21 protein-coding genes and 1 pseudogene are annotated in these 20,261 nt (G+C 33.8%); 6 read left to right on the forward strand and 16 right to left on the reverse strand.

Features of this window, described 5'->3' with window-relative positions:
* Positions 1-191: 191 nt before the first annotated feature.
* The 7 genes and pseudogenes from MHB74_RS15535 to MHB74_RS15565 form a co-directional block, all read right to left on the reverse strand.
* Positions 192-1,733, reverse strand: coding sequence for a serine hydrolase domain-containing protein (locus MHB74_RS15535; protein ID WP_061677760.1), 1,542 nt, complete (start codon positions 1,731-1,733; stop codon positions 192-194).
* A gap of 462 nt (positions 1,734-2,195) precedes the next feature.
* Entirely contained in the window at positions 2,196-2,489 is a 294-nt protein-coding gene (locus tag MHB74_RS15540; RefSeq protein ID WP_033691900.1) for a hypothetical protein, read from the reverse strand.
* A 5-nt stretch (positions 2,490-2,494) separates the two neighbouring features.
* Positions 2,495-2,695 carry a helix-turn-helix transcriptional regulator gene (locus MHB74_RS15545; RefSeq protein WP_000903049.1) on the reverse strand — a complete coding sequence of 67 codons (201 nt, stop codon included), beginning with the start codon at positions 2,693-2,695 and terminating at the stop codon, positions 2,495-2,497.
* Positions 2,696-3,194: 499 nt separating this feature from the next.
* Positions 3,195-3,839 carry a hypothetical protein gene (locus MHB74_RS15550; protein ID WP_033691898.1) on the reverse strand — a complete coding sequence of 215 codons (645 nt, stop codon included), beginning with the start codon at positions 3,837-3,839 and terminating at the stop codon, positions 3,195-3,197.
* 91 nt (positions 3,840-3,930) lie between these two features.
* Positions 3,931-4,344 carry a DUF6892 domain-containing protein gene (locus tag MHB74_RS15555; RefSeq protein ID WP_061677761.1) on the reverse strand — a complete coding sequence of 138 codons (414 nt, stop codon included), beginning with the start codon at positions 4,342-4,344 and terminating at the stop codon, positions 3,931-3,933.
* 171 nt (positions 4,345-4,515) lie between these two features.
* Positions 4,516-5,274, reverse strand: coding sequence for a DUF975 family protein (locus MHB74_RS15560; protein WP_061677762.1), 759 nt, complete (start codon positions 5,272-5,274; stop codon positions 4,516-4,518).
* A 365-nt stretch (positions 5,275-5,639) separates the two neighbouring features.
* Positions 5,640-6,560: pseudogene (locus tag MHB74_RS15565) on the reverse strand (class I SAM-dependent methyltransferase).
* 203 nt (positions 6,561-6,763) lie between these two features.
* On the opposite strand from MHB74_RS15565, the gene MHB74_RS15570 reads away from it, so the two are divergent.
* A complete protein-coding gene (locus tag MHB74_RS15570; protein WP_141658055.1) occupies positions 6,764-7,357 on the forward strand; it encodes an ATP-binding protein in 594 nt (197 codons plus the stop codon).
* Positions 7,358-7,502: 145 nt separating this feature from the next.
* Positions 7,503-8,621 carry an LPXTG cell wall anchor domain-containing protein gene (locus MHB74_RS15575; protein ID WP_061677764.1) on the forward strand — a complete coding sequence of 373 codons (1,119 nt, stop codon included), beginning with the start codon at positions 7,503-7,505 and terminating at the stop codon, positions 8,619-8,621.
* A 49-nt stretch (positions 8,622-8,670) separates the two neighbouring features.
* On the opposite strand, the gene MHB74_RS15580 is transcribed toward MHB74_RS15575, so the two are convergent.
* Both MHB74_RS15580 and MHB74_RS15585 read right to left on the reverse strand, forming a co-directional pair.
* Positions 8,671-9,342, reverse strand: a complete 672-nt coding sequence (locus tag MHB74_RS15580) for an ABC transporter ATP-binding protein (RefSeq protein WP_061677765.1) — start codon at positions 9,340-9,342, stop codon at positions 8,671-8,673.
* Positions 9,342-10,406 carry an ABC transporter permease gene (locus MHB74_RS15585; RefSeq protein ID WP_061677766.1) on the reverse strand — a complete coding sequence of 355 codons (1,065 nt, stop codon included), beginning with the start codon at positions 10,404-10,406 and terminating at the stop codon, positions 9,342-9,344. Before MHB74_RS15585 ends, MHB74_RS15580 begins: the two co-directional genes overlap by 1 nt.
* A gap of 185 nt (positions 10,407-10,591) precedes the next feature.
* Here MHB74_RS15585 and MHB74_RS15590 point away from each other — a divergent pair, with 185 nt between their 5' ends.
* Positions 10,592-11,215 (forward strand): ArsR/SmtB family transcription factor, encoded by a 624-nt coding sequence (locus MHB74_RS15590; RefSeq protein ID WP_061677767.1) that lies wholly within the window; start codon positions 10,592-10,594, stop codon positions 11,213-11,215.
* 69 nt (positions 11,216-11,284) lie between these two features.
* Complete coding sequence (locus tag MHB74_RS15595; protein ID WP_061677768.1) at positions 11,285-12,544, forward strand: MFS transporter; 1,260 nt, start codon at positions 11,285-11,287, stop codon at positions 12,542-12,544.
* Positions 12,545-12,661: 117 nt separating this feature from the next.
* On the opposite strand, the gene MHB74_RS15600 is transcribed toward MHB74_RS15595, so the two are convergent.
* The 6 genes from MHB74_RS15600 to MHB74_RS15625 all read right to left on the reverse strand — a co-directional run bounded on the left by MHB74_RS15600 (position 12,662) and on the right by MHB74_RS15625 (position 17,836).
* The gene (locus tag MHB74_RS15600; RefSeq protein ID WP_061677769.1) at positions 12,662-13,132 is read right to left on the reverse strand and encodes a DinB family protein; all 471 of its coding nucleotides are present in this window, start codon (positions 13,130-13,132) and stop codon (positions 12,662-12,664) included.
* Positions 13,133-13,334: 202 nt separating this feature from the next.
* Positions 13,335-14,711 carry a sensor histidine kinase gene (locus MHB74_RS15605; RefSeq protein WP_061677770.1) on the reverse strand — a complete coding sequence of 459 codons (1,377 nt, stop codon included), beginning with the start codon at positions 14,709-14,711 and terminating at the stop codon, positions 13,335-13,337.
* A gap of 1 nt (position 14,712) precedes the next feature.
* Positions 14,713-15,390, reverse strand: a complete 678-nt coding sequence (locus tag MHB74_RS15610; RefSeq protein WP_000781971.1) for a response regulator transcription factor — start codon at positions 15,388-15,390, stop codon at positions 14,713-14,715.
* Between the two features lie 180 nt (positions 15,391-15,570).
* Positions 15,571-16,410 (reverse strand): YitT family protein, encoded by an 840-nt coding sequence (locus tag MHB74_RS15615; protein WP_000747488.1) that lies wholly within the window; start codon positions 16,408-16,410, stop codon positions 15,571-15,573.
* Positions 16,411-16,751: 341 nt separating this feature from the next.
* Positions 16,752-17,021: a 2TM domain-containing protein gene (locus tag MHB74_RS15620; protein ID WP_061677771.1), complete on the reverse strand. Its 270-nt coding sequence runs from the start codon at positions 17,019-17,021 to the stop codon at positions 16,752-16,754.
* A gap of 173 nt (positions 17,022-17,194) precedes the next feature.
* Positions 17,195-17,836, reverse strand: coding sequence for an ATP F0F1 synthase subunit alpha (locus tag MHB74_RS15625; protein ID WP_061677772.1), 642 nt, complete (start codon positions 17,834-17,836; stop codon positions 17,195-17,197).
* Positions 17,837-18,106: 270 nt separating this feature from the next.
* Between MHB74_RS15625 and MHB74_RS15630 the strand changes: the two genes are divergently transcribed.
* Together MHB74_RS15630 and MHB74_RS15635 are read left to right on the forward strand one after the other, a co-directional pair.
* Complete coding sequence (locus MHB74_RS15630) at positions 18,107-19,138, forward strand: S66 family peptidase (protein ID WP_061677773.1); 1,032 nt, start codon at positions 18,107-18,109, stop codon at positions 19,136-19,138.
* A 75-nt stretch (positions 19,139-19,213) separates the two neighbouring features.
* On the forward strand, positions 19,214-19,609 hold the full coding sequence (locus MHB74_RS15635; RefSeq protein ID WP_061677774.1) for a DUF3224 domain-containing protein: 396 nt from the start codon (positions 19,214-19,216) through the stop codon (positions 19,607-19,609).
* Between the two features lie 201 nt (positions 19,610-19,810).
* Here the strand turns inward: MHB74_RS15635 and MHB74_RS15640 are convergent, their stop codons facing one another.
* Entirely contained in the window at positions 19,811-20,188 is a 378-nt protein-coding gene (locus tag MHB74_RS15640) for a MaoC family dehydratase (protein ID WP_061677775.1), read from the reverse strand.
* Between the last annotated feature and the right edge of the window lie 73 nt (positions 20,189-20,261).

Raw genomic sequence — 20,261 nt, forward strand, 5'->3', positions numbered from 1 at the left:
TTCTCCCCTTAATAATAGAATGTACAAACTGACATGTTCTGCTTTCTCTTAGGTGCTTGTCCAATTCACATTATAAGGAGGGATTGTAAAGATAGATGGAGTTAAAAGTTAAGTGTTTTTTAAGAGATTTTGTCGTTTTTTGCAAACCACAATTAGCGATTCACGCCAATCTAGCTTTCTACCCTTTTACATTACATACATGTAAATTTTGATGTTAAATCTTTTATTTTCATACGTTGTTTTTTATTACTTCTAATTTTCGGGAAAAATCCACTAATTAATAATGTTATAATCCATACCATTATTAGAATAAAATTTATTGTATTACCGGAATTCAAGCTGAAAACTCTCCACAAGTAGGCAGCACAAAAAACGAGGATAGCAGTAATACTAAGTAAAAATACCCTAACTACTAATCTTATGTAAGGTTTCTTCTCTTGCTTAAAAATGAAAGTTCTTCTACCTTTGTACAATCTAATTACAAATAGCAGCAAATATAAACCAAGTGTGGCTCCAATAACAATTGATGTAATAGAGTTGTTTTTTCTCTGCTCAGCTAGAGAGAAGTAACTTTCAGGTAATTTTCCCGTTTCATATTCAATCCATGCGTGGTAAATATCCTGTCGTAGGTCTATACCACCTTCACTATTCGTAAGGATTACCAATCCATCCTTTGTATTAGGAATGAAACCATAAAAAGAATGCCACCCTCGATTGTCACCAGAGTGATAAATTAATTTCCATTGATTAGATAGTTTTTTTTCAAATATACCTAAACCATTCTCCCCTAATACCGGCTTTTGCATTTCCGTAACACGTTCACTTTTGATGACACCATTCCCTTTATTATTTGCATCCATGCTTGCAAGTATCAATGTCATCATATCGGTAACATTTGTCTTAAGACCTGCAGCAGCCTGTTCGGTAAATTGGTAACTAGGGAGCTCCTCTCCAAAATATCCATAAGCTTTCGACAGGTTATAGTTTTCAGGACGTTGTAAGAATGAACTAGATTTCATTCCTAAAGGTTTCATAATTTGTTCTTCCATATAACGATCAAACGGTATTCCGGTAACCTCTTCCATTACAAGTTGTAAAATTGTATATCCACCACCAGAGTAAATTGTTTCTGAACCTGGTTTATTGGTAACCTCCACTGGTTCATTAAGCCATCCTTTTCCAGATAGAGACTCCTCAATAGAGTCAAGATGTTTCCCTGGTGCAACCCCGAGGTATCCTTTATGTGCAGACAGCCCTGCTGTATGGCTTAACAATCTTCTTATTGTGACTTCATTATTATTAAACTCTGAATTAGGTAATTTCCATTTGGTCAGATATTTTCCAACGGGATCATCTAGTGATAAACGACCTTCATCTACAAGATGTAGGATTCCCCACGCTGTAAGGTTTTTAGATATGGAACCAGCTTGAAACAATGTATCATCACTCACCGCTTTTTTTGTCTTTTTGTCTACATAACCGTAATTAAGTGTATAAGCAATACGCCCCTCATGTACAATCCCTATTGCAACCCCTGGTACCTCATAATTCTCCTGCCATTTTGGTACCTGTTCATCCAGCTTTTTTTTGAAATCCTCTATACTTCTATCAGTTAATGTGCCCGATTCTGCCCTCACCACATTTGTAAACCATGCTTCATTCGTAATGAATATACAAATCATTAAACATAAAATACTTTTGCATATTATCGATGCTTTTTGCCTATTCTTCATTTGCTCTACCCCTTTTTCAGAATATTCTACCCATCAATCAGAGTATCCCATTCTATCGATTTTTATTACTTAACCTTACAAAATTGTAATAAAAATCAAAGTTCTACTATTGTCCTTTATCCGAGGGCAATGAAATTCATTAACAAGATTGATATGAAGTTATATTTATTGTTTCAGTTAAGGCCCCTAAAATACTAGTTAGGTTAATCAAATAGATATATTCCAAACTACAAAAATTTATAATAGAAAAGGTGGATTTTAGTTTTAATTAGAATTTGAACAAAGTATTGCTGCAAATATTTATTCTATAAAAAGAAGAACCCCACACATTTTGATTAAAATGTGTGGGGTTCTTCTGGCTTCCTTAAGTTTTTATAAAAAAGATTGATTATTTTATGTAGCCTACTAAAAAAACATTTTGTTTAATCAACTAACAGAACAAGATTAAACACTTAACTCGTATTAGTAATTTTTACTGTTTCTGTTGATAAATATAAAAATACTGCCTAACACACTTAATGAAAGTGCAAAATATAACAACAAATCAGGTAGAAATTTCAAAGGAATAATATCAATTAATTGTAAAACAATAATGGCAAGGATACCTAAATATAGAATATTGTACAAAGCATTATTTGTTTTATATAGAATTTCTCTTCCTCTTTCGTCGTTTGCTTCATCACTTGATTGAAATTTTATTACATACATCTTACTTATCACTATTAAACCAAATAACAAAATTTTTAACAACAACATATGTATCACTCCTCTAGATAATCAAATACGTCGGTTAACGGCTTTTCAAATACATTTGCGATTTTAAAGGCAAGAATTAGAGAAGGGTTATATTTATTCTTTTCAAGAGTAGCGATAGTTTGACGACTAACTCCCACTCTTGTTGCCAGTTCTTCTTGGGTCCAACCTTTTTCTGCTCGACAAACTACAATTTTATTATGCAACAATAGCAACACCTCTTTAGATAATTGTAATTTATTTTTTACAAATTGTAAATTATTTCTTACAATATATTTTTAAAATTAAAAATCCTCATAAAAAAAGACATAAAGATTTCTCCCCATGCCTACTAATCTTCTACTTCTTTACTGTATATACATAATGCGCTGTTTCAAAAACTTAATAAAAAAGAGAACTACTCTTCAAGCACTTCTCTCTTTCATCCAAACGATACATATAAAATAAATTATTAAAAATATACTATATAAACTCCATTTTACTATTCTATCGAGATTGAAATATGATACATCCAACTGAGGTAGTAAATTCAAATAAAAAAACTACTACTTTTGCAGAAGAAATCTTCATTAAATTCAGATGTAATCATATTTGAATAGTAAAAAAACACTATTTTTTTACTAAGAATCGCGTTTTTTTACGCTCGATTGTAATTAATATTTTTCAATTAATAGATGTGTAGCGATATACCTATCGCTAATCTTTGTATTAACAGTTATGCGTAACTTCTAGCTCATTATTAGCATAAATTGTTCCGTAAGTAGCACAAAGTAACATTCCACCACAAACCTCACTACTCACTTGAAAGTTTATGTTATCTTCAAATGTATCTATACTATTAGGTCTAATTGTATCTACAAATTTTTTGAAATCAAGAACCGGTAAATATTTCGTTAGGATTTCATAGCTTAATAAATTATCTTCATTATTAAATGCATTATATTTCTGAATTTCTCTATAAATCGGACTTGGACTATACGGATCATGTTGCAATTGTCCATTTTCATCTTCGAATTTTTTTATTTCTTCTTTTACTATATAATCTGGATAACCTTCACTACTTTCTTCTTTATCACCGAATTCCCAAAATGGATATTCTATATCACATAAATGCGTTATAATCCACATTAGAAATTGCTCATTTATAAATCCAACATTTGTTTCTAACTCTTTGAATCTATTACCATAATATTTTGTAGCTTTTTCTACCCTTTCTTCTTGAGTCATATTATCCGTCGCCCCTGTTATATCGCATCCATCTAAATCTATAAAAATGCTATTGAATTTACCTAAAATGCCTAAATCAACAGTTTTACTCCAGTAGCCTTCACCATCTTTATCGATTAGTATCATAGTATCCTCCATTCTGCTTTGTTTGTTGCATAAGAAAAAGTGACTCTTTCTAAATAAGAATCACTTCCATTATTATATAACTTGTCCCTCATTAATCCTCAATTTCTATTCCAGCTTGTTTTAATGGTTCTAATACTTTCGGGTAACACAGTGAAATATATTCCACTGTTTTTAGATTTTTTAAATTTTGAAATCCTTCAACAGATATTACATCAAATAAACTGTCTTCACCATCCCAATCAGGTTTTAAAATATGATAAATTTCATTCCCTCCATCAAAGCAAAGGGATTCAATCTTTTCCAAATCACTTGTTTCCAAAATTAACTCTTCTAAAAAAGCTCTAATTTCAACAATCGGACCAGCTCCTGCATACCATTCAAAATGATTCGTATACTTATCTATTAAGTCTTTTAATTCTTTTAAAAATAGTGGCTCTTTATCTAATAAAGCTTCAATTACTACTAATTTAAAATTAAAATCTTGAAACATTTCACTCTTTCCCATTTTAAATTCCTCCAATGTTATAACATCCTTATCCAAATTATTATAAGTAAAACATATCCAATTGCAGCTTCTTTATTTCTTTCAATATCACATTAAAAAGGGATATGCTTAATTGCATGTCCACAATCGAGAAAAGATACATTATACATATTTTCTTACTACTTATATTCTTTATATACTTAGCCTCGCTTCTCTTGCATCCTGTTTCTTAATTAAGTCTAAGTAAAAATGCGAGACAGTTGTGTTGTAATAAGGGGAAATGAATATGAATGATAGATTAAATGTAAACATGCCTATAAATGAAGTTAATAAAAACCAACCAATAAAAGATAACCAAAGAACAAATAACTTGAACTTATGTCCTTTCATTATTCTTTTACTCTCCCTTAATGCTTCACTTGCTGTATAATCCGGATTCTCTATTAAAATGTAATATGCCATTGAATAAGAAAAATATTTAATAATACCTGGAACAATTAATAACAGACTCCATAAAAATAGAAAAATAGCCTGCAATACTCCTAATTTCATTGATCTAAACAAATTGTTCTTCCTAAACCCTACAAATACATCGTCCACCTTAGCATCTTCATTTTTACCTAAGCGTAAGGTGAAAACAGAATACCCATAATTAAAGATACCTTGTATGACACTGTAAATAAAAAAACAAATCAGTCCTATAAAAAAATAACTTAGAATAAGTAAAACTAGTGCTGTTGGATCTACTTGCGGCTGCCCACCAATTGAATAAATAAAGAAAACATCCAAACCAATTACCCCAATAAACAAGCCAAATATTAAATATATAAAACTAGCGATTGCTGATGCACTTAAAGTTGGTACAAAATAGTATAACGCCGATCCCCCTATACTTACTCCCCATTTCCCATCTAACGAATTAAGTGCTGCTTTCTTTAAATTTCTTATCAAACTTACACCCTCCCTTTTTCCATATTTTATCCAATATAAATTTTACAAATAAAAGAACTTGTAGCAAGCCCCACTACAAGTTCTTTTAGCTAAACATCTTAGCTTATCCAAACAAAATATAATTTCTACACAATCGGGGTTAATTTCTAAAATATGGTTTATTAAAATCATTATATAACATAATTGTTTATTTTTGTTGAATATTCTGTTTTTTTATATAAATACACCCCACATTCTTCCTGATATTCATTTAGATGTAGTAACTCATGTAGCAATATACCTATCATTATCTTTTTCAATAAATCCCATCCTCTTGTTTTCCACAAAAAAAGACACAGAGATTCCTCCCCATGCCTACTAATTCCTTACTTCTTCACCGCATGCACATAATGTACCGTCTCAAAAGCTTCTAAATAATCATTTCGTCCTTCAAAATATATTGTTTGGATATCCTTTGGTGATAAGTGCTCATAAATGAGTAAGCCCGCCTTCTCTAATAGTGCTTCCATTTCGGTATAAGAAAAACACGATTTCATCGGTTCTCCGCCTACTGTAGCCATTTTCACCATATTTTCAACTCGATTGGACAATCCTTTTTCCGTAAATAAGTTTTCATCCGGATAATCGAATACGATAGAACTTCCTTCTGGAACCATCTCGAATAAATATTCTATTAATCTAGAAAGCTCCTCTTTCGTTAAATAGTACGTAACACCTAATAGGCTAAAGAAAGTCTTTTTATTTTCAAATCCTTCATTTACTAATGTTTGCTTCGAGAAATCTTTAGTGAAATCCATCGAAACAAAATGAAGATTGTTTGGCATTTCATACTCTGCTTCTTTCACTCTTTGTATTTTAAACGCTTGCGTAGAAGGATGATCCACTTCAAATATTTCTATTTGATTTTCTAATTCTCGATGTCTAAAACTAAATGTATCTAAGCCTGCACCGAGTATGACGTATTATGTTGCGCCTAATATAATTTCATGTAGTAATACTCTTTCACAATATGCCGCGCGTGCCAAAGGTGTTGGTGATAATTGAACTTGTGTAATCCATTTTAATATTTCTTGTGGATTGTCTTGAAACTTCTCTGCAATGTCTGTATTAAAAAAATGTATTCCTTGAACCATGTTCATTTCAATATCGTTATGTTCCTTTTGTGGAATGAAATCTTTAGCTACATAATCATCAAAGATTTTAGGACGATCAAATTCACTATGATACGCCCTTCCGAAAGCTGATACTAGCGACGTTACACTTGCTTCACCTTTTTTCACGCACATACACTCCTTCATTTTCACAACAAAAATAGGGTTCCCCTGGCCAGGAGAACCCTATTATACACTTTATTTTTATATTGGTAAATTATAGCATAAATAAGTTTTTTTGTCAAGTTTTTCAGCCTGCTATCACTCCAACAATTTGTATATTCTCTAGCAGGAAAATTGTCGATCCACACAGAATGTTCCAAATTATAACAATACATATGGAGGCCAATATGAAACGATTAGTGATCATTACCGTAGGAAAAACACACAGCGGAAAAACTACATTTGCTCAAGAACTAGAAAAAGAGTTACCCCACTCTTTCGTTATGGATCAAGATAACCAAGCAGAATTTATTAACTCGCATTATGAAAAATTACAGCCGGCTGAAGGCGCCAACACCTTTAAACACGGTCTTTCGAAATTCATTGTTGATTATGCAAAAGAACATACAAATTTACACCTTATTATTTGCAACTCAAATAGAAGCCGAAATGGCCGGATGTATTTACTAAATGAATTGTTTCCAAAAGAAGACTATGTACGCATACTCGTTCATTTTGATATTCCAGATGATGTACTTTACGAAAGAGTAGCTCGAAGCCCGCGAAGTACGAATATTTTTAGAGGCAGTTATTCTAGTTTCAAAGAAGTACTCGATCGACAACAGTCTGAATCACTACAAGAAGATGTAGTAGATCCTATAGAAAACGAGGCTGATTATTTGTTTGTTATTCGCAATAGCAAGGATATAAACTTTACTATAGAAGAAATTGTGCATCTTGTTAAAGATTTGTCACCTACTCCAAAATAGGAGACTATGAGAATTACATAATGATAGATTATTATGCAAATACTTCCTCTAGACATCGTACATGGTATATAATGATGTAATAATCTATTATTATATGCTCAATTTTACACAATAGAGTGCATTCATAGGAAAGAGGTACAAAAATATGAAAACAAAACAAACAATCGCTGCGTCTACACTAGCTTTAGCAATGATTGCTGGCGCAAACTCTGCTCATGCGGAAGTAACTGATGCTACTCCTCAGCAAAGTACGGGAGATCGATTAGCTGAAATTAAGCAACATAGACAAGAGTTAGATGCGAAATTGCAGCAGCACAAAGAAAACGTGGATCAAACATTGAATGAACTTAACCAAGTTAAGGAAAATGTTGATACGAAGGTTAATGAACTACATGAGCGTAAACAAATTGCTGATGAAAAAATCAATGAGATTAAACAACGTAAAGAAGAGTTAGATGCAAAACTTCAGCAAGACAAGCAAATCGCCGAAGATAAGATCGCTGAAATTAAAGAGCATAAAAAACAAGTAGAAGACAAAGTTGCTGAAGTTAAAGAGCATAAGCAAAATATCGATAACAAAGTGAATGAGATTAAAGAGCATAAACAAACTGTCGATGAAAAAGTGAATGAAATTAAGCAACATAAAGAGAACATCGATCAAAAGGTTAATGAACTTAAGGAAGTTAAAAAACAGGTAGATGAAAAATTAGCTGAGTTAAAGAAAGCAAAACAAACTGCTGAGGACAAACTTGCTGAGCTAAAAGAAAATAAGCCGAATACTGGTAACACGTTAGAGGAACTTAAGAAAATTAAAGGCAATTTAGATAGTCTTTCCGCTAACTTAGAACTAGCTAAACAAGATATAAAAAACAAACTTGCTGAATTACAAAAAGCTAGAGAAGAATTACTAAATAAAATTAACGAGATAAAACAAGCGAAACAAACTGTTTCAGATGATTTAACAAAGAAAAAACAAGACTTAGATATTAAAATCAACGACTTTAAACATACTGAGAAAAAAATTGAAGACAAATTAGCTGAGGTACATACAACGAAGCAAAATGTAGATAACAAAATTAATGAAGTATCTCAATCAAAACAAACTGAAACAAAGACTGGTACTACAAACACAAACAATAATGCTAAAAAACTTCCTAACGCTGGTAGTGAGCAATCAAACAATATGGCTTTAGGTATGTTATCTGTATTAGGCGGCGTTTTATTACTTACGCGTAATAAAATTAAAGCGTTATTCTCAAAATAAAGCACTTATACAAAAGACAACCGCACACTTGTGCGATTGTCTTTTTTCTTTATATTAACTTCCCATCTCGAAGTGTCAATATACGATCACATACATCAAGCATTCTTTCATCATGTGTAATCATAATTGCTGCTTTTTGGCTCTCTTTCACTTCACGTTTCATCATTTCTACGACTTCACGTGCGCGTTTTGAGTCTAAGCTTGCCGTTGGTTCATCCGCTAATATTAAGTCTGGGTTGTTCATGAACGCACGAGCGATTGCTACCCTTTGTTTTTCCCCACCAGATAGTTGATTTGGATAATGATTTTTTCTTTCGCCTAATCCAAATGCCGCTAATAAATGATCCGCACGCTTTTCTGATTCTTGTTTATTGTCTTTTTTAAGCTTTGCAATGTAAAGTAATTGTTCTTTTACATTTAAATATGGAACAAGATTTGCGAACTGGAAAATGAAGCCGATTTTTTTCAAACGAATGTCTGTCATTTCCTTTTCTGATAACTTCGTAATATTTTTCTCACGAATGTAAATATCCCCTTTTGAAGGTGATAATAATGCACCCGCGATTGATAATAACGTACTTTTTCCTGATCCAGAAGGACCGACGATTCCGATAAACTCTCCAGCTTTCACATCAAGCGACATCGGATGAAGGGCTGTTACTTCCGTATTCCCTTCTCCGTACACTTTACTTACTTTGTCTAATTTCAATAATGAAGTCATTACATCCCGCCTCCAATTGCTTCTAATGCATCAACTTTTAATACTTGGTATAACGAAATAAGTGTTCCTAAAATACTAATGACGATAAAGATTGCTGCGTATTGTGCAATCATCGGTGTTGTTAATAAGAACGGCATACCCGCTGGTAAAATTTGTTCTAATCCTTGTACAAGAACAATACTGATTACCATTGCAACAACTGATAAGAATAACGCCTGCACGACTAAACTATTTGCTAAATAAGAGTTCTTTGTACCGATTGCTTTTAATACACCTAATTGCTGTGTTTTTTGCAGTGTAATGACGTAGAAGAATACACCGATTAGTAACGCAGCGATAACAAGTAAGAATGCAATGATCATCGTTAATGTTCCTTGCTCTTCTTTAAATCCTGGAATACTTTGCAGTACTTCTTTTTTGTCGATAACATGTGCATTTTTGATTTCTTTATCTGTATTCAGCGCAATTGCACTATAATCTTTTTGATTTGGTTGTGAAATAGAGCTCCATACATCTTCATTTACATAAACGACTGGTGTATGGCTAAACATTTGATCTTTCGTAAATCCAACGATTGTAAATTCTTTCTTTGAAACAGGATCAATAATTGTATCCCCGATATCGATTCCTTTTTCTTTAATTGATTCATCAGCAACCATTTCGTTGTTTGCTGTACCTAATTTCTCACCTTTTACAATTTTCGGTTCTAAAAATGAATCACGTTCACTTGAGAAAATAGCAACATCTACTTTTTTCGAACTATCTTTCTTTTCATACGTTGAAACTTTCACACGAAACGGAACGGCCTCTTTCTCGCCTACTTGATTTACTACGTTATCTACATCGTCTTTCTTAATTTGTGAACGAAGTAATTTATTTTCCGCATCATCTGCTAAAACGAACTTATTTGCCTCCATATTTTGAATCGATGAAGCATTATCATATGATAGTCCATTTGCTAATCCTGAAATTACAAGGACTAAAAATGATAATAACACCATAATCAATCCGATTAATCCGTATCTTAATTTTGATTGTTTCAATTCACGCAGAGCTAAAAACATTTCGCTCGCTCCTTCCTCTTTCTTTCTATGCACTTATCATAAAAAAGAAATATGAACGGAATATGAACAGAAGATTACAGAGGGGAAGATTTAATTTTCAGAAAGTATTGAAAATAATTAAAATCCTTGATACAATTCAGTCAAATAATCTTGACCGAGTAATTTCATTTAAGGAGTTGATCACTTTGAAGCCCATGTTAACACTTACTACTTATAGCCAACTAAAAGCAATAAGCGATCCACTACGTGTCGAAATGATGATGCGTCTATGCGAGCGTCCTTATACAGGACAACTACTATCTGAGAAATTCGGCATTCCAAGGGCGAAAATTCATTATCATCTAAAAGAATTAGAAAAGAATGGTTTTATAGAAATTGTTTATACAGAAGAAAAGAATGGTATCATTCAAAAGTTTTATCAATCTGTCGCTAGAAGCTTCACCCCTGCCGCAGACCTATTACCTCATTTAGAAATGTTAAGCGAATCAGGTCGCCAAATCTTTTTACAAATGACAGAAAGAACGAAAAGCCATATTCTCGCTGCACCAGAAGAAGCTTTTACATTACGAAAAGTAAGCGAAGATCCAGCTGAGTGGAATTACGTTTCATCCTGCTGGGAGTTTGATGCTACGCCAGAACAATTTCAGGTGTGGGTGAAAAAATTTCATGAATTGATGGCTGAATTAAATGATATCGCAAAAGACGCAGATAAAGATCCCAATAGTAAATCTTACTACATTTCTACTACTGCACTTCAAATCGACGAACGAGCGATGCAGCGATTTGTGAAAAAAGAAGAAAAATCGTAATACGATTTTTTTTACACTAACGGTCAAAATTATTTTACCGAATAATTTTTTTATAAAGGAGTAGATTAAATGGACTTATTAAAAAATCGGAATTTCCTCTTATTGTTTTTAGGAAGAATTTTTACAAACATAGGAGATAGTTTGTATTATGTAGCCGCGATGTGGCTCGTATATAAGCTGAGTGGTAATCCTTTTTATTCTGGATTGGCTGGTTTCCTTACATTATTACCTTCTGCATTACAATTCCTTACCGGCCCATTCGTTGATAGATGGGCAATCAAAAACACCCTCATCATTACACAAGTTCTGCAATGCATTCTCATTTTAATCATTCCTATTACACACTACTTCGATCTATTAACAGTTCAACTACTACTTATCATCATGCCCATCGTAGCCTTTATCGAACAATTCGCCTATCCCGCACAATCAAAAGCTTTACCACTTCTACTGCATAAAACACAATTATTAAAAGGAAATTCACTCTTTTCGTTTGCGTATCAAGGCATTGATTTAATTTGCACGACGCTTTCTGGCATATTAGTAGCACTATTTGGCGCAATTACTTTATATGTGATCGACTCTTTTACATTCGCCATTACTGCCCTTTTGTTCTTTTTACTAAAAATGCCAAAGCAAGCAGAAACCAATACATCACTTTCAACTAAACAATATTTCTCTGATTTAAAAGAAGGTTTTTCAATCGTCTTCCGTTCATTAATGGGCGTATTCTTAATCGGTTCAGTAGTCGCTAATTTTTCCATTGGTATGACGATGGCAATACTCCCTTCTTACGCTGACTCTTTAGGAGGCGTGAAATCATACGGCTTCTTCTTAGCTGCTATATCAGCAGGTAGTCTCATCGGTGCATTATTCAGTTCATGGGTTGGCAAACGTAATGTTGGCCGTGTCTCCATTATTAGCTTTGCGACTGGCGCTATCTTTTGGTTTCTCTCTACCATTGTACCGTTTCAATGGCTTTCTATTTTCTTATTCGGCCTAGCTTGGATTCCAATTGGTGCAACCAACATATTATTTGCGACAATTAGTCAAATTGTAATTCCAAACCAATATATTGGACGCATTAACTCAGTCATGCGAAGTATGGGCACAGTTGCTATGCCATTCGGCTCTTTAATTGGTGGATATGCTGCGAATGTATTTAGTAGCCAACTCATTTTCGCACTGGCTAGCATAGGGATTTTCTTCATTTCTCTCGTATGGCTACTTCATCCGAAATTACGAGCATTGCCGAAAGCTGATGAAATTACAGCGGATACTTTTGGGGTTCGGTTTAAAGTAGAGCGCGGGAAAGGTGCGGCTTTATAGTAGAAACAAACATAACCCCGTTCTAAATATAGGACGGGGTTATGTTTGTAGTTATTTAATTTTGAATGTACAGTACTTCACTAAAAATATAACAATAGCACCAACTATAACGTTCAATTAACGATTTGATGGCCAAGACCCCTGCATTTTCCTTAATTGAATAATTTGGCCTGTATGATAAGCATCATGAAGCATGATGTCTAATAATTTCCCCTCAAGTGAATTTTGTTCAAGCTCTTTTTCGGAAATTGCGCTTAATACCTGTCTTAAATTACGCTGAGCATTTTCAGAACGTTCAACGACTTCCTTCCATTCCGTGTCATTATTAGATTGCTTAGTAAGATAAAAAGTGTCATTACCGTCAAGATAATGTGTCCATTCATGGCCTTCCAAGTTTGCAGCAAGCCTCTCTTTGTAATAAATGAGATGATTAACGCTCTCCCAAATGGTATTCGTTGCCTCACCAGATGGTTTCCACATAGCCTGTTCGGCTGTAAGTCCTTCTATAGCATGTTTAAACGGTGCATACCAACTCTCTTTATCGAATGTTGAATCTAGTACGTTTAATAACAAGTCAGTTCGTTTCAAAGTAATTTCCCCCCTACACGGTTCAAGTTTTAATACAATCCTTCTAACTCTGTAGAGATTCTACATTTTTAAATAAACTTCCTCCTGTTCCCAATCCACAAACTCGTCCGATTATGTAATGAAAATGACTCCCATTTTTTCACTTTACACGTAGACTAACGAACAAAAAAAGAGACCATTCCAAATGATCTCTTCCCTGCATCTATTTCGGAAGCTCCACCTGAACAGTAGTCCCTTCCCCTTTCATGCTATACGCTGAAACGTTCCCCTGATGCAGTTCCACAATCTTCTGTACAATCGATAACCCTAAACCGCTGCCTTCTACGTTTCTTGCCCTAGCTGTATCTACTTTGTAAAAACGATCAAATATACGGTCCATTTCTTCTCTTTCCATACCAATTCCGTTGTCTGATATAGAGATCATCACACTTGATTCTAATTCTTCTACAACAAATTCAATCGTTCCGCCGTCGTTTGAAAACTTAATGCTATTCGTAAAAATATTACTCCATACTTGATGAAGTAAGTTTTCATCACCTTGTATTGTAATGTCCGGCACATCAAATTCAACGGCGATATCTTTTTCACGCCATTTCCATTCGAGCATAAAAATGACGTCTTTAATTTGCTTCTGCAAATTGAATTCTTTTATTTGTAGAACTTTTTCTTCTTTATCTAGTGAAGCAAGCGTAAGTAACTGTTTACATAAACTAGACATTCGCTTACTTTCGCCCTCAATAATTTGTAAGTAATGGTTTCTTTCTTCCGCACTCATCTCTTCTGACTGTAACGTTTTTGAGAACCCTTGAATGGAAGAAAGCGGCGATTGGAATTCGTGAGAAACGTTAGAAACAAATTCTTGTCTCATCTCATCTAATTCTTTAATACTTTTCGTCATCTTTTGAAAATTAGTTGCTAATGTACCTATTTCATCTTTTCGATTTTCATCTAATTCGATATCATATTCACCATTTGCAATCTTTTGCGTCGCTTTCGTAAATGTGCGAATCGGACGAACAATATAACCTGCTGCAATCGCTATAAAAATGATACTTAATACAACGATGAAACCGAGTAATACCGCTAGAAAAATTCGCATCTCGCCAAATTGGTTCTGAATGTCAGGACGAATAAATAAAGCGTACTGTTTATCACTGTGTTGCACTGGTACACCGACACTATTAATTAATTCATTATCGAAAAACCCTGTAATAAAGAGGCGCGTTGGATATGTGGAAACGCCGTTAAACGTTTCCCCTTGCAATACTTTATGAACGGTATCATCACTAATAGATGTTTTACGAAACGCATTACCGATACGCTTTCCATTCTTTTTGTCATCTACAATGTAAATTTCATATCCTAATTTCGCAATAGACTGTAAGTACGCCTCTTTATTTTCTTCACTTTGTTTTTCATATAACGCTTTAACTTCTTCCGCGTACATTAAAATCTTTTCACTGTTATACGGTTTTAACTTCACTTGATAGTACACATTTGTTAATAAAAAACCGATAATACTACTAAGTAGCATGATTCCAACCGTCATAAAAACAAATCTAGAGTATAATGATTTCATTTTATTTCAACTCCAACTTATAACCGAGTCCGCGTACTGTCGTAATTTGAAAATCATCCGTTCGTTTTGAGAAACGATCTCGTAGTCGTTTCACATGAACGTCAACTGTTCGTTCATCTCCTTCAAAATCCATTCCCCATACTAATTCAATTAATTCTTCTCTTGAAAATGTTCTTCCAGGATAACTAGCCAGTTGCGATAACAATTCAAATTCTTTTAATGGAAGCAGAATTGTTTGACCGTTACACTTCACTTCAAAGCCTTTTCGATCAATTGTCGTACCGTGCAGTGTAATAATATCAGCACTCAGCATTTGATAACGACGTAGTAATGCTTTCATACGGAAAATAACTTCAGCTGGCTCAAACGGTTTTACAATATAATCGTCCGTACCAGAAATGAACCCTTTTTCTTTATCAACTAACTGATCTTTCGCAGTTAATAAAATAACCGGTATATCATGATACTTCCGGATTTCCTCACATAACGTATAGCCATCAACAAACGGCATCATAATGTCCACTATCGCAAGGTGAATATTCTCTTTCTCTAATACGCCTTGCGCTACCTTTCCATCTTCCGCTTCAAAAACTTTAAACCCCTCTTTTTGTAAATGGTAATGTAACAACTCTCTAATATGCTTATCATCATCAGCTAATAAAATATGTATCATCTTCATTAAATCCTCTCTTGTTCATCCTTCTACATCCTTACCTTAAGAAACAATTGGATTTTTTGCAAGAAAAAGAAAAACAAACCCACATTTTAAGATAAATAAAAAGAATCTATTTTGAAAAAAGATTATTCAAAATAGATTCTTACGTTTTAGTATTAAGATTATTTTAATGAAAAATAAGTTCTAAGCTTTAGAAATATCAACGAAGCCTTCTCCAAATACGTCACGAACATCGTGTATAGCGATAAACGCAGCTGGATCTGTAGTTTGAACAATCCGTTTTAGCTTCACTACTTCTTGCTTATTAATAACAACATAAAGAATTTCCTTCGGCGTTTTCGTGTAATAGCCATGACCTGAGTACACAGTAACCCCTCTGCCCATTAAGGTAGTGACCTTCCCGGCAATTTCGTTCGGGTTATCAGAAATAATCGTAATGGCTTTCTTCGGATTTAAACCTTCAATTACAAACTCCATCACTTTCGTTGCTACATATAGCATAATAATTGTTATCATCAGTTTTTCTGCACCAATGATGAAATAAGATGAAAACGCAACGATTAAATCGAAGAACAGTAGACCGTAGCTAATGCTCCATCCTAAATATTTATGCGTCATCCTTGCTAAGATGGTAGTACCTGCTGTTGTTCCGCCAACGCGAATAATAAGACCAATCCCGCACCCAATAAATATTCCTCCGAAAATGGCATTTACGAGCATTTCATCCGAAGCAATCGTCCAGCCTTCTGTCAAATGAAGGAATAGTGAGTTCGTAACTACAGCGATAATCGTATAAATTGTTGTGATCTTATTTAAAAATTTATAACCAGCTATTAACAAAATCGCATTTAAAATTAAGTTAACTAAACCCGGTGACCATTCAAATAAATAGTACGTAATAATCGTGATACCTGTTACCCCGCCCTCACCAAACTCATTCGGGATAACAAACAAATTGACACCTAACGCAAAAAGAAATGCACCGATAATAATAAAAATAATGTCTGTCGTTCTTTTTTTCATACAGTACCTCACTTCTTATGTAAATATTTATTCTGTCATAAACTCTCACCATTATATCGTGGAATATTCAAATCGAACAGTGGTTTATTTTTATTTTAATATAGGATAATAAATTAACTTCATCCTATATCCACATGTAATTAAAAAAGGAAAACAACTGTATTTATTATGTACTACAAATAAAGTTTTGATTTCACAAGCCATTCAGCCTAAAAAATGAATATAAGCACTCTCACTCGCACAAAATTTGAATACAAAGCAAATAGGCGAAGCTATAGAATAAACTTCGCATCCAGCGTGTGATCATAGAGATTTTATATTTATACACTCCAGAAATAAATTTACTTATCTTTCTCCATATATTCTTTAATCTTTCGTTCTTCCCACTCTTTTCCGAATATCCCAACTGGAAAAGTTGTCAAACCATGTATAACGATACCGATCCCCCAACCTGCAAGTGGATATAAAAACCATAATTTACTTGAATCAGAGATTATATTTATAATAAAAAGCATTACGTTCACTAGTATATAAACCGTTAAATGAATGTAAAAAGCTTTTAAATTCTCCACCCTTTTTTTGGCGCGTAAATAAACCTCATCTCGCTCCACCCTTAAACACCTCTTTCCATATTGGATTTTTTTACCTTCTCTCCAATATTAACATCATATTCTAATCGGAAATCCGTTATTCTCAAAAAACACAAAACAAAAAGTACCCATCGAATTGTCATACATATGATCATTCGATGGGTACTGCATGATACATGTTTACAAGAATCTAATTAAGACCAAATCCAAACATCATCATTATTTTCGCCGTTGCTCTTTACCTCATACACTTTTTCAATATGATCCGTTGTGTTCCAGTTAATAGAACTTCCGCCCCAGCCTACATACTTCATATCAATTTTTACTTTCTCACCCGAATTAAACACTTGCCCCTTCGTTAAGAAAACATCAATAATTACTTTCTTCCCGTTTAGTGATGGATACTCAACTACGACATATTTAGTAGAACTTTCTCCTTCATCTTCCCTCGTTCCTACTTTTGATACTTCCCCAATTACATAATCAGGAGAGCCGTCTTCTTTCATGTGCATACCTAATTTATTTGACGTATTTTCAACTGTATTTGCAATCATATATTCCGTGAAATTACGCATCATAGATCCAGTAGCTTTAACCTCATCCCCTACTTTCACATTTGAAAATGAATCCATGTATATACTAACAGGTTCTTCATATTGCTTAGATTTTACAACAATCACACCTTTATCTACTTCTATTACTCGTCCTTCTAGCGTCGAGAAATTCGATTCAATAGAAGCCGCACTCGCTTTTGACAGTTCTAATCCTGGTAAATTCGTTCCTGATAATGCTGCGATCCCTAAAGCACCTGCTAAAATTAATTTTTTCATACCCATATGTAACCTCTCCATTCATGATGATTATATTTTTTGATTGGATACGACCAACCTGTAACTATTATAGTTACAGGTTGTAGAAAATAGCAACCATCTTTCTTATGCAATGTTGCATACTGTAACTTTTAAATATATTTAACACGAATGCTAAATTCTTGAATACCAGCAGGTAAACGAATTGATGATGAAGAAAACAATGTGATGCATCATATTTTTTCAAAGCTACATGTATAGTCGTAGTCCATTACATTATGCAGGAGAGGAGTTAAAATGTTGATTAAACCAAACAGATTACAGCCAGGTGATATCGTAGCAACAGTCAGCCCTTCATGGGGAGGCGCAGGTGATTCTGAGATACGATGGCGATATGATCAAGGAGTAAAAAGATTAGAAGAAGTTTTTGGTCTTACGGTTGTTCCAATGCCGAATAGTTTAAAAGGTAGCGAATTCATTTATAACAATCCACAGGCTCGTGCTGAAGATTTAATGACAGCTTTTAAGGATACACGCGTGAAAGCAATTATTGCGAATATTGGCGGTGAAGATAGCATCCGCTTACTTCCTTATATAGATTTTAATGTAATACGTGAAAACCCGAAAATTTTTATGGGGTACTCTGACGTTACCGTTTCACACTTGTTTTGTCATAAAGCAGGAATTTCCTCTTTTTACGGTCCAGCCATTTTAACTGATTTTGCCGAAAATATAGAGATGGATCCATATACAATTGAAATGGTAAACCGAACTCTCTTTTCAAATGAAACGATTGGCGAAATTCAACCAGCTCATGAATGGACGAGTGAGCGTTTAGAATGGATAGAGATAAATAAGGATACAAGGCGTACGATGCAACAAAACAAAGGATATGAGCTACTACAAGGCTCCACCACTGTACAAGGGCGTTTAATTGGTGGTTGTATAGAAGTATTGGAATTTGCAAAAGGAACGGAGCTTTGGCCTGAGAAAAAACATTGGGAGAATAGCATCCTTTTCTTTGAAACTTCTGAAGACCATCCAGAACCAAGTTATATAAAGTATTGCTTACGAAATTACGCAGCGCAAGGCATCCTCCCAAAAGCAAAAGGCATCATTTTTGGTAAACCAAAAGACGAAATGTATTATGAAGAATATAAACATGAAATACTGCAAGTTATGAAAGAACATAACTTAGAAGATTTGCCGATTCTTTATAATTTAAATTTTGGCCATACTGAACCGAAGTTTATTTTACCTTACGGCGCGATGGCAGAAATTGATTGTGAAAATGGGGCTTTCTCTATTTTAGAGAGTGGCGTGGAATGAATAAAAACACTCTCATGAGATATGACTGTACATGAATACTTTTTAAAAGTTTATAATTGAAGGGAGATTACGTGTATGGAAGTAACATTTACAGTATGTAAATGGGATGAAAAACCTATCGATGATACTAAAAAAGATTTCCCTATTAATATTGCACATGTCGAATATGATATTGATGGTGAATTAAAAGGAAAAGCTTTTGTTGAATACTTATTATATTATTTAGACTCCAATATAAATGATGGTCACTTAGCTACTGCTAAAATTTCTGGATTTTTACACTTTGAAGGGGTTTATAAGGGGCAACAAGGGACATTTACAGCTATAGAGCAAGGAATATTTGATAAAGGAAATTTAGATTCCCCAGGAACAATTATTAAAGCTACCGGTAACTTAGAAAAACTAAGAGGGTCCTATCATTATCAGTTTACAGGTCAAACTAGTAAACTAATTTTAGAGTTTAAATGTTAGCTAAATACCTTATAATATTTAGTGGAAAGGACATTTCTTGTAATACTAGGAATGTCCTTTTTGTTGACGAGCTTATTCAAAATAAGAAATAACAGAGTATATTATCAGTATGCAGCAGTGCATATCATTTTCGTTATAGTGGAATTAAAAACCTAATCCCAAGTGACATGGCCCCCACCTATTCATTACTTTTCCTATCAATTAAAGAATAATCCCCGAAAAACTCCCCTTCATAACTTCCTTTTCAAGTTGGTTCCTACATATAAACATCGCAATAATTTTTGTGCGATTTTTTTCATCGGGCTCAAATTGTTCAATGGTTACGTCACAACGAATTGTATCACCGCTAAAAACAGGACGTAAAAATTCAAAATCCATCTTGCGAGCTAGTACGTTATAATTACCGCCAATTTTTGTAGGCAATGTTGATGTTAACAGTCCTTGTACAACAAATCTCCCCCGCTCATCTGGTGTAACATGATGAACACCTTCATCTTTCGATACTTCCGTAAATAGCGCAACATCTTCTTTTGTAAACGTTCGTTCAAAAGTGATTTTTTCACCTACTTGCAACTTCATCCCATGCCCCTCCTCAAAAACTCTTTTAACATAAGAAAAACCGAAACTATAATCATTTCGGTTTTTCAATCTA

The organism is Bacillus sp. FSL K6-0069 (assembly GCF_038007785.1).
Classification (GTDB): domain Bacteria; phylum Bacillota; class Bacilli; order Bacillales; family Bacillaceae_G; genus Bacillus_A; species Bacillus_A mobilis.